Here is a 14,311-nt window from a genome sequence, read left to right as displayed (position 1 = left end):
GCGTGCGTGATTCACCGGGCCCCCTCAGCTCGCATCCAGGGCCGACAAGTCCACCAACGCCAATTCCACCTGCTGCGAGCCGAGGTCGCCGTCGCCGCAAGCGGCGGACGTGGCGTCCCCGATCAGCTCCCGCAGCGCCAATGGGAAGCGCCGCGCCAGCGCTTCGGCGCGCGCGCCCTGCACCCGGCGGGTGTCGTACCACCAGTCGAGGTGCAGCACGCCGGAGTGGCGGTACACCCGAAGCTCGATGGCATGGCCCAGGCCCGGGATCGTGTCGCGCACCGGCATGGCCGCGTCCGAGTCGAATTGCACCGGCGCGCCGATGGGCGGCAATTCGGGGATCATGCCGACGTACCGGAAGTGGACGTCGGCGGGCGGCACGGCCGAGAGTGCGCGTGCGGTGGGCGCGTAGAGGTGCCGCAGCAGCCCGTATCCGATCCCATGGTGCGGAACGGATTTGAGGGTGTCGCGCACGTCGGTCAGCAGTTCGCTCGCGCCGGTGTCGTCGCTCGTCGCGCAGCGAAGCGGCACCGGATAGATCGTGGTGAACCGGCCGACGGTCCTGCGCAGGTCCACGTCCGGCCGCAACACCGAACGGCCCGCCCCCTCCAGGTCGACGGCGAGGACGCCGGTGCCGATCGTCTCGGCGATGGTCCTGCCGAGCGCCGCGAGCAGGATCTCGTCGATCGACCAGCCGAGCGCGCGCCGCACATCGTCGACCTCGGAGGTCTGCTCGACGGTGAGCGCCGACGGCACCTTGGCCAGGTCGTCGCCCAGGGGCCGGTCGGTGACTTCCGGGTCCGCCGGCCGCAGCGTCGCGCGGCCCGAGCTCTCCAGCCAGAAGTCGCTCGTATCGAGGACCGCGGGGTGGGTCGCGAGGCCGGCGACGCGCAGCGACCAGTCCCGCCACGAGGTGGTGGTCGGCGGCAGCGAGATGTCCTCTCCCGCCAGCCGTTGCGTGAATGCGGTGAAGATGTCGGCGACCAGGATCTCGCGGGAGGCGGTGTCGGCGACGGCCTCGTGCAGCGACAAGGTCAGGTAGCGCGCGTCGCCGGGGTCAGAGAGGAGGCTGGCGGTCAACGGCGCGGCGAGGTCGTCCTGTGCCGTGAGCTCGGCCACGACGTCGAGCACCGCCGCCCGCTGCGTGTCGGCATCGGTGCCGGGCAGCGTCCGCGACGACAGATGATCGAATTCGGCTGCCTCCGTGACGCACTGGACCCAGGTCCCGGCGTGCTCGACGAGCTGTAGCCGCAACGCGTCGTGGTGGTTGGTCACGGCGGTCAGCACCGCCCGGACGTCGTCGAGGCTGACCGTCGGATCGAGGCGCAGGATCAACGGCACGCGCCAGCGCCCCGCCCGCCGCACGCCGCTCTCGAGGAACTGCGCGACGTTCGGAGGAACGGCCGGACGGGACGCGGCGTCGGGCGCTTTCGCCAGCGAGCCCGCCGCGTATTTGGCGTCGACGTGGGCCGCCAGGGTGGCCAATGTCGGGTTGCCGTAGAGATCCTGGGGCGTGACATCCAGCCCGGCGTTGCCGGCGTTGGTCGCGATGCCGATCGAGATCAGGGAGTCGCCGCCGAGGTCGAAGAAGTTGTCGTTGCGGCCGATCGAGTTCAGGCCCAGGCATTGCATCCAGATCTGCCGCAGCGTCGCCTCGGTGTGCGATTGATGCCCGTTCGTGGACGCATCGGCGCCGTTGGCGGCAGCGCCCGGGGCTTCGGGAGTCTCGGTGGACCGGTCGAGCCAGGCGAGGGGTTTCGCGTCGACCCAATGCCGTTCGCGGGCAAAGGCGTAACCGGGCAGGGAGACCAGCCTGGGCGTCGGCCCGGTCAGCGGTTCCCAATCGACGGGCACACCGGCCGCCCACAGTTGGCCGAGCCCGAGCAGGAAGGTGTCCCGGTCGTCGACGTTCTGAATCGGATGTCGCATCAGGCGAACCGCGCGGTGGCCACTCGACCACTTCGGATGCCGCATCGCCGAGCCCGTCAGGCTGCCGCCGGGACCGACCTCGACGAGCACGCGGCCCGGATCGCTCAAGAGCACGTCGAGCTCGTCGGCGAACCGGATCGTGGAACTGATCTGGCGGGCCCAGCTGGCCGGGTCGGTGATCTGCTCGTCCGACATCCAGGTCCCGGTGAGGTTGCTGAGCAGCGGCGTGTCGGGGCGGCGCAGCTCGACGCCGGACAGGAACTGCTGAAATTCAGCCGCCATCGAATCCATTGCGCTGGAATGGAATGCGTGTGTCGCCCGCACGCGCCGGGCGGTGATGCCCGCCTCGCGGAGCCGCTGGGTGAACGCGCGGATCTCGTCGCCTGCCCCGGCGACGACGCAGTTGCCGGGATCGTTGACCGCGGAAAGCTCGACGCCCGGGGTGAGGTAGGGAGCGATGTCGTCGGGGCCCAGCGCGACGGCGACCATCGAACCGGGCGGGGACTCGTGCATCAGGCGGGCGCGCAAGGCCACCAGCGTGATCGCCGTCTCGAGGCCGAACACCCCGGCCAGCGTGGCCGCGATGTACTCACCCGTGCTGTAACCGATGTACGCCCCGGCACGCAGCCCGTAGTGTTCGGCCAACCGCGCCAGCGCGTATTCCACCGTGAACAGGGCGGGCTGGGAGCGGTCGATGCGCTCCAGGTCGGTTGCGGCGTCACCGAATATCAACGCCTTCAGGTCGATGCCCATCTCATCGCCGAATCCCGCGACGCAGGCGTCGAAGTGTTCGGCGAACGCGGGCTCCGTGTCGTAGAGGCCCCTGGCCATGCCGACGTGCTGGGCGCCCTGCCCCGGGAACATGAACACCACCCGCCCCGCGGGGTTTTCGCCGCCGGCGAGGGATTCGCCGACGAAGACGTTGTCGTGTTCGGCGGCCCGCAGCACGGTGGCCGCATGATCGCGGTCGTGCACCACGGCCGCCATGGTGAGGCGGTGCTTGCGGCGTCCGGCGAGGGTGTGGGCGACGTCGGCCGGCTCGGGACCGTCCGGGCCGGCCAACGCGTCGGCCAGTGCGGCGCGCGACTGCTCAAGCGCCGCCGTGGTTTGCGCCGACAGCAGCAGCACCTGGGGACCGGGTGGCGCGGCGCGGTCCGGAACGTGGGGCGCCTCCTCGACCACGACGTGGACGTTGGTGCCGCCCACCCCGAACGAACTGACGCCGGCCCGCCGCGCACCTTCGGAATCCCACGCCCCGTAGGTGCTGCGCACCGTGAACGGGGTCTCGTCGAGGTGCAGCTCCGGGTTCGGGCTGGTGAAGTGCAGCGTCCCGGGGATCGCCTTGTACTTCAGGCACAGAATGGTTTTGATCAGGCCCACCACGCCGGCCGCCACCTCCAGGTGGCCGATGTTCGACTTGACCGACCCGAGCACGCAGGGGCCGGGCCGGGGCGCCTGCGACACGGCGAACGCGGAGCGCAGACCCTGGACCTCGATGGGATCGCCGAGCGGCGTGCCGGTCCCGTGTGTCTCGACATAGCTCACGGTCGACGCGTCGACGCCGGCCACCGCGTGGGCTTCCGCGATCACGTCGGCCTGGGCGGCCGGATTCGGTGCCGCGTAGCCCATTTTCATCGATCCGTCGTTGTTGATCGCCGATCCGCGGATGACGGCGTGAATGCGGTCACCGGCGTCGAGGGCGGCCTGCAGGGGCTTGAGGGCCACGATGGCCACGCCGCTGCCGAAGACGGTGCCGTCGGCCCGCACGTCGAAGGGTCGGCAATGGCCGACCGCGGACACCATGGAGCCCGGCGAATTCCAGTACCCCACATGGTGGGGGACCGACAGCGACACCCCACCCGCGAGGGCCAGGTCGCATTCCCCGCTGAGCAGGCTCTGGCACGCGAGATGGACCGCGACCAACGAGGACGAGCACGCGGTCTGGACCGTGATGCTCGGGCCGCGCAGATCGAACTGATGGGACACCCGGGTGGCGAGAAAGTCCTTGTCGTTCTGCAGGAACAGGTTGAACTGCTCGAAGTTCAGACCCGTCCCCATGAAGGCGTCCTGGGCGCGATGTGACGAAAGATTGTGCAGGAGATAGCCACTGGGCGAGCTGGTCCCGTACACGCCGATCGAACCGTCGAACCGGGCGGGGTCGCAGCCGGCGTCCTCGAACGCGTGCCACGCGCACTGCAGGAACAACCGGTGCTGCGGGTCCAGCATCCGGGCGAGCTGGGGCGGAAAGCCGAAGAATTCGGCGTCGAATTCGTCGACCCCGTCGACGATCGGTGCGCGCCGCACATACGCCGGGTTCGCCAGCACGTCGTCGCCGACCCCGGCGGCTTTGAGCTCCTGCTCGGACAGCGTGGTGATGGACTCCTTGCCGTGGCGCAGGTTGTCCCAGAACGCCGACACGTCGTTGGCGCCGGGGAATCGTCCGGCCATGCCGACCACCGCGATCACGTTGGGCGGCAACTCCGTCGAGGTCGTGCTCATGCTTGGTGTCCTCGCTTCCGCCGCAGTGCGGCTTGTTGGCGCGCGGCCGCGCGCTGCTGCGCCCGGTCGCGAACCGCGTCTTCCTGCTCGAGTGCCTGTGCATCGCCGGCCAGGCCGAGCTGGCGGACCAGGTCGGCCGTGAGGTCGTGCAGCGACGCCCCTTGCAACAGGAGTGCCACCGGCGGCTCGACCCCGAAGTCCGCGCGTGCCGAATTCCGGATGCGCACCGCCATCAGGGAATCCATCCCGAGCTCGATGAGGGGAACATTCGGGTCGACGGCCGATCGATCCGCGTAACCCATGACCGCGGCGATGCGTGCCCGCAGCCGATCGGTCATCAGCGCTTGCGCCGCACCGGATTCCAGCCCGTCCAGCGCCTCGGGGCCCGCCCAGTCGCCGCCGTCGCCCGCGGCCTCCAGTTCGGCGACCACGTTGGTGAAGTAGCCGAGTTCGCGGATTTCGGGGAAGGCGATGAGCGCCCGGTCGGGCCGCAGCCGGCCGACGCCGGTGTGGCATCTGCCGCTGGCCAGCAGCGGCTCCATCGCCGCGGCGCCCTCGGCGGGAGTGATGGGATCGAGCGCGCCGCCGGCGAGCGTGCGGGCGAGCCCGACCTCTGCCCACGGGCCCCAGTTGATCACCGCGGCGGGCAGGCCCGCCGCCCGCCGCCAGTCGACCAGGGCGTCCAGCCAGGCGCTCGCGCACGCGTACGAGGCCTGCCCCGGGCCGCCCAGCATCGAGGCGGTGGACGAAAACCCGAGCCACCAGTCCAAGTCGCAACTGGCGCTGGCCTGATGCAGTCGCAGCGCCCCGGTGACCTTGGGCGCCCACACCCGTTCGACGCTCTCCCTGGTCATCGAGAACACCAGGCTGTCGTCGAGCACGGCGGCCGCGTGCAGGACGCCGCGCAGGTTAGATTCGCCGGCGGCGGTCACCAGTTTCTGGGCGACGCCTTCGGTCGCGATGTCGCCGGTCACCACGACGATCTCGGCGGTGCGCTCCAGTTCGGCCAGGACCGCGCGCTGCTGCTCCGACGGTTCGCTGCGCCCGTTGAGGACGAGTCGCGCGGCGCCGCTGTCCACCAGCCATCGCGCCATGACGAGGCCGAGGCCACCGAGTCCACCGGTGACGATGTAGGACGCTCCCCGCCGGACGACGTCCCCTGTGGTGCGTTCGCCGATGGCCGCCCGGGTGAGGCGTTCCGTGTAACGCTGCCCGCCGCGCCACGCGACCACGTCGTCGACCTGCCCCGAAACCGCCTCGGACAGTTCGGCGTTGAGCGCTATCGCGGGATCGCCGTCGAGGTCGACCAGCGTGCTCCGCAGCTCGGGGTGCTCGTAGGCCAGCACCCGCACCAGTCCCTTGAGCGCGCCGACCCCGGGCTGGCCTGCCTCCTCGTGCACCGCCAGGCCGCCCTGGGTGACCAGCCAGAGCCGCGGCGATCGACCGTGCCAGCCGCCGACGATCGCGCGGATGACGGTCGAGACCGCCCAGACCGTTTCCCGCGCCCGGCTTATGCCGTCGTCGCCGACGCCAGGGTTGGGGGCCACGAACACGACCACGCCGACGGGTGGGCGCTCGGGATCGCCGGCCGCGTCGGCGAATGCGGACAGGATGGCGGACTCGTCGTACAGGTCGGCGGTGACCACCCGGCGCGCCGGTGAGCGCCAGCCCGTGGCGAACGCCGCCGCACCCTCGCGGGTTTCGGCGGCGGCGAGCACCAGCCAGCTGCCGGGGGCGTCGGAGCCGGCGGCCGCGATCGGCCGGGACACCCAGGTGGTGTCGAATACCTTCTGCGACAGGGGAAGTGGCACGCTGCGCCGCTCGACGCGGCGCAGGTAGATGTCGTTGATCTCCGCGGTGACCGTTCCGGCGTCGTCGGTCAACACGATTCTGCCCAGCTTGCCCACGCCGCCCTCGTCGAGGTTGGTCAGCTGGACCCGGCAGCGGGCGCGCCGGCCGGGGTCGCCCGAGACCCGGATGGCGTCGAAGGCCACCGGCAGGTAACTGGCTTCGGCGGACCCGGCGAGTTCGTCGTCCGGCATCGCGGCGGCCAGGCTCTGCAGCGCGGCGTCCAGCATGACGGGGTGCAGCCGGAACGCGGGATGCCGCGGCGCCTCGTCCGGGAGGATGATTTCCGATTCGACGAACCCGCCGGGCATCCGGTGGATGGTGGCGAGCGCAGCGAAGGCGGGGCCGTGGTACTGGCCGGCGTGGCGCAGCACGCCGTACAGGTCGGCCGGTTTGATCTCGGTGTCGCCGTGCCCGGGGGGCGCGGGCCGGTCGGGGCGGGCGTCCGACGTCCGCAGCTCGGCCCTGGCGGTGGCGTGTCTGACCCAGCCGCCGGACGACCGCGAGTAGATCTCGATGCGGGTCTTGTCGTCTGCTCCGCGGGTCAGCTGGGTGGTCAGCTGGGTGTGGTCGCCGAGGGTGAGCATCTGCTCGACCTCGAGCTGGTTGATCGAGATGCCCGCAACCGGCACGCCCAGCGCTTCACTGGCAGCGGCCAAGGCGATTTCGGCGAACGCCGCGCCGGGCATGACGGCCTGACCGAACACCTTGTGGTCGGCGAGCCAGGGGGAGACCGCGGTGCCGGTGTCGGCCCGCCACACGTGGTCGCGGCTGGACGGAACCTCGATGTGCGCGCCCAGCAGTGGGTGGGCTGCGACCGACTCCGACATCGCGGACCGGTCGGCGACCCAGAATTGGGTGTGCCGCCAGGGCGTCACCGGGATGTCGGCCAGACGGCCGTGGTCGGCGCCGGGCGGGGTTTGCGCGACGGCGGCCAGCTGGGTGTGGAAGCTGGTGGTGTCGTCGGTGTCGCGGTGCAGCGTGCCGATGACGTGGCGGGCTTCGGCCCCCAGCGTGTCGGCGATGGCGTGGGTGAGCAGCGGGTGGGGGCTGATCTCGACGAAGGTGTGCCGGTCGGCGCCGGCCCGGCTGACGGCCTGGTGGAAGCGCACCGGGTTGCGCAGGTTGGCGGCCCAGTAATCGGCGTCGGGCAGCGGCGTGGGCCCTTCCGTGGTCGTGCTGAGCATTGGGATGGCCGGCGCCTTGGGTTCCAAATCGGAAAGCGCAGAACGTAGTTCGGGCAGGATCGGGTCGACGATCGGGTGGTGCGAGGCGACGTCGACCTCGATCCGCCGCGCGAGCAGGTTTCGGGCGACGACGGCCGCGATGACCGCGTCCACCTGTTCGGGCGGCCCGGCGATGACCGATTGGCGCGGTGAGGCGTGCACGGCGAGCGTCACCTGGGGGTAGTCGGTGATCAGTTCTCCGGTCGCCTCGGCGTCGAGTTCGAGCAGCGCCATCGCGCCCTGGCCCGACAACCGGGCCATCAGCGCCGACCGGGTGGCGATCACCCGCAGCCCTTCGGCCGGCGTGAGCGCGCCGGACACCACGGCGGCCGAGACCTCGCCCATCGAGTGCCCGATCACCGCGTCGGGCTCGATCCCGTAGTGGCGCCACAGCGCGGTGAGCGCGAGCTGAATGGCCACCAGCACGGGCTGAATGTTCTGGATGCCGACCACCGGCTGACCGTCGGCCAGGGTCCGCTGCAGCGAAAACCCGGTCTGGGCAACGAAGTCGGGTTCGAGTTCGGCGATCGCGGCCGCGAAGGCGGGCTCGTCGGCCAGCAGGCGGCGGCCCATGCCGGCCCACTGCGCGCCCTGGCCGGAGTAGACGAAGACCGTGCCGGTGCGCCGGGCGGCCTCGACGGGAGCGAGCACGCCCGGCGCCGGCGCGCCGGCGGCCAGGTCGCGCAGCCCGGCCACCGCGGCGGCGGTGTCGCGGGCGACGACGGCTCCGCGCCAGTTGTGCTGGGCGCGATGATGACTCAACGTGTGCGCGACATCGGCCAGCGGCGTCGCCGCGCCGGCGCCGCTCAGCCAGTCGGCCAGCGTCGCGGCCATCGACGCCAGCCGCTGCGGCGTCTTCCCCGTCACCACCAGGGTGGACAACGCGGGCGCGGGATGCGGCTGCGCCGGTGCTTGATCGGGCGCCTGCTCGATCACCACATGCGCGTTGGTTCCGCTCAGGCCGAACGACGACACCGCCGCCCGGCGCGGGCCCGCCGTGGGCCACGGCGTGCGCCCGGTCGGCACGAACAGCCGCGTCGAGGAGGCGTCGATCGCCGGGTTCCACCGGGTGAAGTGCAGGTTGGGCGGGATGAGCCCCCTGTTCACCGCCAGGATCGCCTTGATGAATCCGGTGACGCCCGCGGCCGCCTCCAGGTGCCCGAGGTTGGTCTTGACCGATCCCAGCGCGCAGCCGCCCTCGCCGCGTCCGTAGGTGGCCGCCAGCGCCTCGAACTCGATGGGGTCACCCAGTATCGTTCCGGTTCCGTGGGTTTCGACGTAGTTGACGCTGTCCGGCGTGGCGTCGGCCTGCCGCAGCGCGGTGGTGATCACGTCGCGCTGGGCCGCCGCATTGGGCGCCGTCATGCCGTTGGACCGGCCGTCGGAGTTGATGGCCGACCCGCGCACCACGGCGAGCACACGATCGCCGTCGCGGGTGGCGTCGGACAGCCGCTTGAGCACCACCACCCCGCAGCCCTCGCTGCGCACGAACCCGTCGGCCAGGGCGTCGAAGGTCTTGCAGCGGCCCGTCGGTGACAGGGCGGACCATTTGGACAGCGCGATGCTGGTGAACGGCGACAGGGAGAGGTGCACCCCGCCCGCGAGGGCGACGTCGCTCTCCCGCAGCCGCAGGCTTTGGCAGGCCAGGTGGATCGCCACCAACGACGACGAACACGCCGTGTCGACGGCGACCGCCGGGCCGCGCAGCCCCAACAGGTAGGAGATGCGGCCCACAGCCGCGCTGTGCGGGTTCCCGGTGCTCATGTATGCGTCGATCTCGGCGCGCCGCTCGAGGTTGAGGATCGTGTAGTCCCATGCCGAGATGCCCATCAGCGCGGCGGTTCGGCTGCCGCTCAACGAATCCGGGGGCAGGCCGGCATGTTCGAGCGCTTCCCAGGCTACCTCGAGGAGCATGCGCTGCTGGGGGTCCATCGCGACCGCTTCGCGGGGGGTGATGCCGAAGAAGTCGGCGTCGAATCCGGAGACGTCGTCGACGAAGCCGCCCCATTTCGTCGTCATCCGGCCCGGCGCCTGGGGGTCGGGGTCGTAGAACTCGTCGGCGTCCCACCGGTCCGCCGGTACCTCGCCGACGGCGTCGCGGCCGTCGACTAGGAGTTGCCAGAAGCTCTCCGGCCCGGCGACGGCGCCGGGCAACCGGCAACCGATGCCCACCACCGCCACCGGTTCGGCGATGTCGGTCGGGAACGCCGTTCCCGCGCGGACAAGCTCACGTGCCAGGACCTCGCGCGCCTTCGGTGACATCTGCGCTGCGCGTTCGGCAATGCTCGTCATTACTCACTGCCCCCCGTTGCGGTTTCCAACTCGCTTGCCGCCACCAGATCGGACAGCAATTCCATCTCCTCGTCCGACAGGGCGGTGTCCCCGTCGGACGGTTCGTCGCCGTCGGTGAGCGGCGCGTAACCCAGCCGCTCACACAGCGCGCCGGCGAGGTCGGTGATCGTCGGGTACGCCCACACAAGGGCGGCCGGCAGCGTTGTGCCCAGGCTGGATTCGAGCCGGTTGCGCAGTTCGAGGGCCATCAGCGAGTCGAGGCCGAGCGACTGCATGGGGCGGCCCGGGTCGATCGGCTCGGTCGAGCGCAGCACTGCCCGGATCTCGTCGGCGATCGCGGTGGCGAGGCGGGCGGGGCGCTCGGCGGCGTCCAAGGCGTCCAGTTCGGTGCGGATGGCGCCGCCGCCGCGCCGCTCGGCCGTCGCGTCGTGCAGGTTGGCGAACAACGACGACCCGGCCGCGGCGGGGAAGGATTGGAACCACTGCCGGGCGTCGAGACTGAACACGCCGGTGCGGGCCCGGTCGGCCGACAACGCCAGCTGCATGGCCTCGAGCCCCTGCTCGACCGTGATCATCGCGACGCCGAGGTCGGCGAAGAATTGGGCGCGGCCCACCTCCGACCATGGGCCCCAGTTGATTCCGACCGCGGGCAGTCCGGCCGCGCGCCGGTGGGCGACCAGGCCGTCGACCCACGAGTTGGCGGCGGCGTAGGCGCCCTGGCCCGGCGCGCCCAGCAGCGAGGCCACCGACGAGAACGCCAGCCACCAGTCGAGGTCCAGGTGGGCGGTGGCCCGATGCAGCAACCAGCCGCCCGCGACCTTCGGGGTGAATACGCGCCGGGCGGCCGACTCCGACATGTTCAACACGATCTCGTCGTCGAGGACCATGGCGCTGTGCAGGACCCCGGCCGGCCGGAAGCCGGCGTCCTCGACCGCGCGCACCAGCCGCTCGGCCGTGCCCGGCTCGGCGATGTCGCCGGTAACCACCTCGATGCGGCCGCCCGCGGCGTTGAGCTCCGTGATGGTGGCGGCCACCTCGCCGGTGGGGCCCGAACGTCCGTTCAGCACAACCAGTCCCGCGCCGCGCTCGACCAGCCAGCGCGCGACGACGAAGCCGAGGCCACCCATGCCGCCGACGACGATGTAGCCGCCGTCCCGGCTGACCAGGGGTTGCGGTGGCGGTGCGGCGATCGCGGCGAGGCGGCCGCCGGCCGGGATCGAGACGACGATCTTGCCGGTGTGCCGCCCGGAGGCCATCAGCGCGAAGGCGTCGCCGGCGTCCTGCAGGCCGAACTCGGTGACCGGGAGCACCTGCAGGCGGCCCTCCGCCACATGCCGCAGGATGTCCGCGAGCATGCGGCGGTAGCGTGCCGGTTGCAGTTTGAGGTTCAGGTCCAGGTCGACCACGGCGAACGACGCGCTCTTCGCCAGGGCCGCCAGCCCCAGCCCGGCGTCGGCGTGCACGTCCTTCTTGCCCAGCTCGATGAACCGGCCGCCCGGGGCGAGCAGCTTGACACCGCGGTGAATCGCTTCGCCCGGAAGGGAATTGAGGATGACGTCCACCCCGTAGCCGTCGGTGAGGTCGCGGATCTCGTCGGCGAAATCGACGCTGCGGGAATCGCCGGCGTACTCGACCCCAAGGCTCCGCAGCATTTCGCGTTTGGCGTCCGAGCCGGCCGTCGTGTAGATCCGGGCGCCGAGCATCCGGGCGATCGAAACGGCGGCCAGTCCTACGCCGCCGGTGGCGGAGTGGATGAGCACGCGTTCGCCGGGGGCCAGCCGCCCGACCTCGCACAGGGAATGCCAGGCGGTCAGGTAGGCGATGCCGAACGCGGCCGCCTCGCCGTCGGGCAGCGCGTCGGGGACGGGCGCGACGAGGTCGGCCAGGGTGGTCACGTGGGAAGCGAAAGTGCCGGGGCCGAAAGCGATCACGCGCTGGCCGATTTCGACGGAGTCGACGTCGGGGCCGACGGCGGTGACCAGGCCGACGCACTCGCCACCGACGACGGGCGGCGCCCCGTCGAGCCCGGGGTAGACGCCCATCGCCTTGAGCACGTCGCTGAAGTTGAGGCCCGCGGCGACGACGCGGACTTCCACCTGGCCGCACCCGGGTGGAATCCGCTTAACGGCGTGGAGGTTCAGGGCGTCCAGCCGTCCGGGTTGATCGGTCTGCAGCCGGACAGCTTCCCCGCGGTCCAGGTCCACGACGGTGCGGCGCGGCTGGGGGGCGAGGTCACCGGTCGCCGTGGTGGGCGCGGGCACCACCCGGTTGACGTATCGGTGCGAGTCGCGCAGCGCGATCTCGTCGTGGTCGGACCCGGCGAGCAGCTCCGCGGCCAGGTCGGCGACCGAGGCGATGCCGTCGGCGTCGGTGTCGATCAGGGTCGGCTTGAGTTCCGGGTGCTCGAAGGTCAGCACCCTGGTGATGCCGCGAAGTTGCGTCTGCGCCAATGTGACCCGATCGGCGGGACCGAGCTGTTGGGCGCCGCGGGTGACGATGTACAGCCGCGGGCTGTTCCGGGCGCCCATCCTGGTCACCGTCTTCGCGATGCCGGCGACCAGCAGCGTGCGCGCCTGCGCCAGGGCGAGTTGGGCGCGGTCCGCGAGCGACTCGTCGACGGCCCGTGCCGGACAGACCACGGCGATGGCATCCCACGGGGTTCGGGTGATCGCCGCGCGCAGCCCCGCAGGGTCGGCCGGGGAAACCATGTCGACCTCGGCCGCACCGTCGCTCAGCGCCGACCGCAGCGCGGGGAGCAGCGGGTCTGCGTCGTCCTCGTCTCCGATCAGCAGGACGCCGGCGAGCGTGCCGGCCGGTTTGTCCAGTGGGGTGAGCTCCCACTCCAGCGCGAACAGCCGGTTCCCGAGTTCCGTTGTGCCCCGGCCCGATCGAAGCACCGCCATCTCCACCTCGTCGACGACGAGCAGCGGTCGTCCGTCCCGATCCGTCAGGACGACGTGGCCCACCAGCCGGTCGGGGTCGCCGGTGGTGGTCAGCGAGCCGAACGAGCGCACGCCGTCTGCCACGTTGCCGTAGACGTGGACACCCGCGAAACGCGCTGGCAACACGATGATTTCGCGGGCGTTCTGCCCGCCGGCCAGGTCGATCGCGGCCCGGGTGGCCCCGAGCGCCTGGACGGCGATGTCCATCATGACCGGATGCAACACGACGTTGCGCGATCCGGTCCTGGCCGACGCGGGCAGGCGCACGTCCGCGCGGGCCGCTCCCGACGGGGTGACGGTGAGGCCCACGATCCCGCGGAAGGCCGGGCCGTGCTGTTGTCCGGCGCCGCGCAGCCGCTCATACAGCTCGTCGGGGTCGAGCTCCGTCACGCCGGGTTCGTCGGCCGGCAGCGACGGCAGCGCGCGTTCGGTTTCGCGGGTGAGGGTGGCGGTGGCGTGTTTGACCCATCCCGAAGCGGCGTTGTGCGTGCGCATTTCGACGCGACAGGTCTGCTCGTCGCCGGCGAGCGTCGTCACCAGCGCGGTGCCGTCGCCCACGTGCAGCAGGTGGTCCAGGCTGAGGTCGCGGATCATCCAGGGTTCGTGCTCGGGGCCGCCGAAGGCGTCCGTCGCCGCGGCCAGCGCGATGTCGGCGTAGGCCGAACCCGGCAGGACGCAGAGATCGTCGATGACGTGATCACCGAGCCACAGCAGGTCGGGGCCGAGCTCGCATTCCCAGATCCGGGTGCCGGTAGTGGGGTCGGTCACGCCGGCCCCGAGCAGCGGGTGGGTGTTCGGGGCGTGGTGGCCGGCGGTGGTGGGGGAGATCCAGTGCCGGGTGTGCTGCCACGGCGTTTTCGGTAGCGGGGGGTGCGGTCCCGGGGGATGCGGCGTATGGGGCGGGCGCGTGACGTGGGCGGTGTTGAGGTTGGTGTGGAAGGTCAGGGTGTCGTGGGCATCGCGCTGCAGGGTGCCGATGCTCAGGTAGCCGTCGCGGTCGGCGAGGGTTTCGCTGATGGCGTGGGTCAGCAAGGGGTGCGCGCTGACTTCGATGAAGGTGTGGTGCTCGGCCGCCGCGGCTTCGATCGCCTGCTGGAAGCGGACCGGGTTGCGCATGTTGGTGGCCCAGTGGTCGGCGTCGAAGGCCGGCCGGCTGTTCAGGTCCGCGTAGGTGGTGGAGATGATCGGGATGGTCGGTGGGCGCGGGGACAGATCGGCGAGTTGCGCGCGCATCAGTGGCTGCAGCGGGTCCATCGCCGGGTTGTGCGGCGCCACTTCGATATTGACCCGGCCGGCGAAGTGGTTCTGCGCGCGGACCGTGTTGATGAGGTCGTCGATCGCCTGGGTCGGTCCGGCGATGACGGTCTGGCGCGGCGAGCCGTAGATCGCCAACGTCACCTGCGGGTGGTCGGCGATCAGCGCCTCGGTCGCGGCGGCGTCGAGCTCGAGCGCGGCCATGGTGCCCTGCCCGGACAGCGGGGCCATCAACCGCGATCGTGTCGCGGTCACCCGCAATCCCTGGGCGGGCGTGAGCGCACCGGCCACCACGGCGGCGGCGACTTCGCCCATGGAGTG

Annotated in this window: 3 protein-coding genes; all 3 read right to left on the bottom strand. The window is 71.5% G+C overall.

Features of this window, described 5'->3' with window-relative positions; translation table 11 throughout:
• Window positions 1-24: 24 nt before the first annotated feature.
• The gene (locus tag A9X03_RS06000; protein ID WP_068260118.1) at window positions 25-4,428 is read right to left on the bottom strand and encodes a type I polyketide synthase; all 4,404 of its coding nucleotides are present in this window, start codon (window positions 4,426-4,428) and stop codon (window positions 25-27) included.
• Entirely contained in the window at window positions 4,425-9,794 is a 5,370-nt protein-coding gene (locus A9X03_RS05995) for a type I polyketide synthase (RefSeq protein ID WP_068260116.1), read from the bottom strand. Before A9X03_RS05995 ends, A9X03_RS06000 begins: the two co-directional genes overlap by 4 nt.
• Window positions 9,794-14,311, bottom strand: a 4,518-nt coding sequence (locus A9X03_RS05990; RefSeq protein WP_068260121.1) for an SDR family NAD(P)-dependent oxidoreductase, incomplete at its 5' end; no start/stop codon positions are given. The genes A9X03_RS05990 and A9X03_RS05995, both read right to left, overlap by 1 nt.

Origin of the sequence: Mycobacterium sp. E1715 (assembly GCF_001667625.1) — a bacterium.
GTDB lineage: Bacteria > Actinomycetota > Actinomycetes > Mycobacteriales > Mycobacteriaceae > Mycobacterium.
This window is presented reverse-complemented; position numbering and strand designations above follow the sequence as displayed.

Excerpts from the sequence above, each read along its gene's own strand:
- A9X03_RS05995 (WP_068260116.1), bottom strand. The coding sequence starts at position 9,794 with ATGACGAGCATTGCCGAACGCGCAGCGCAGATGTCACCGAAGGCGCGC.
- A9X03_RS06000 (WP_068260118.1), bottom strand. The coding sequence starts at position 4,428 with ATGAGCACGACCTCGACGGAGTTGCCGCCCAACGTGATCGCGGTGGTC.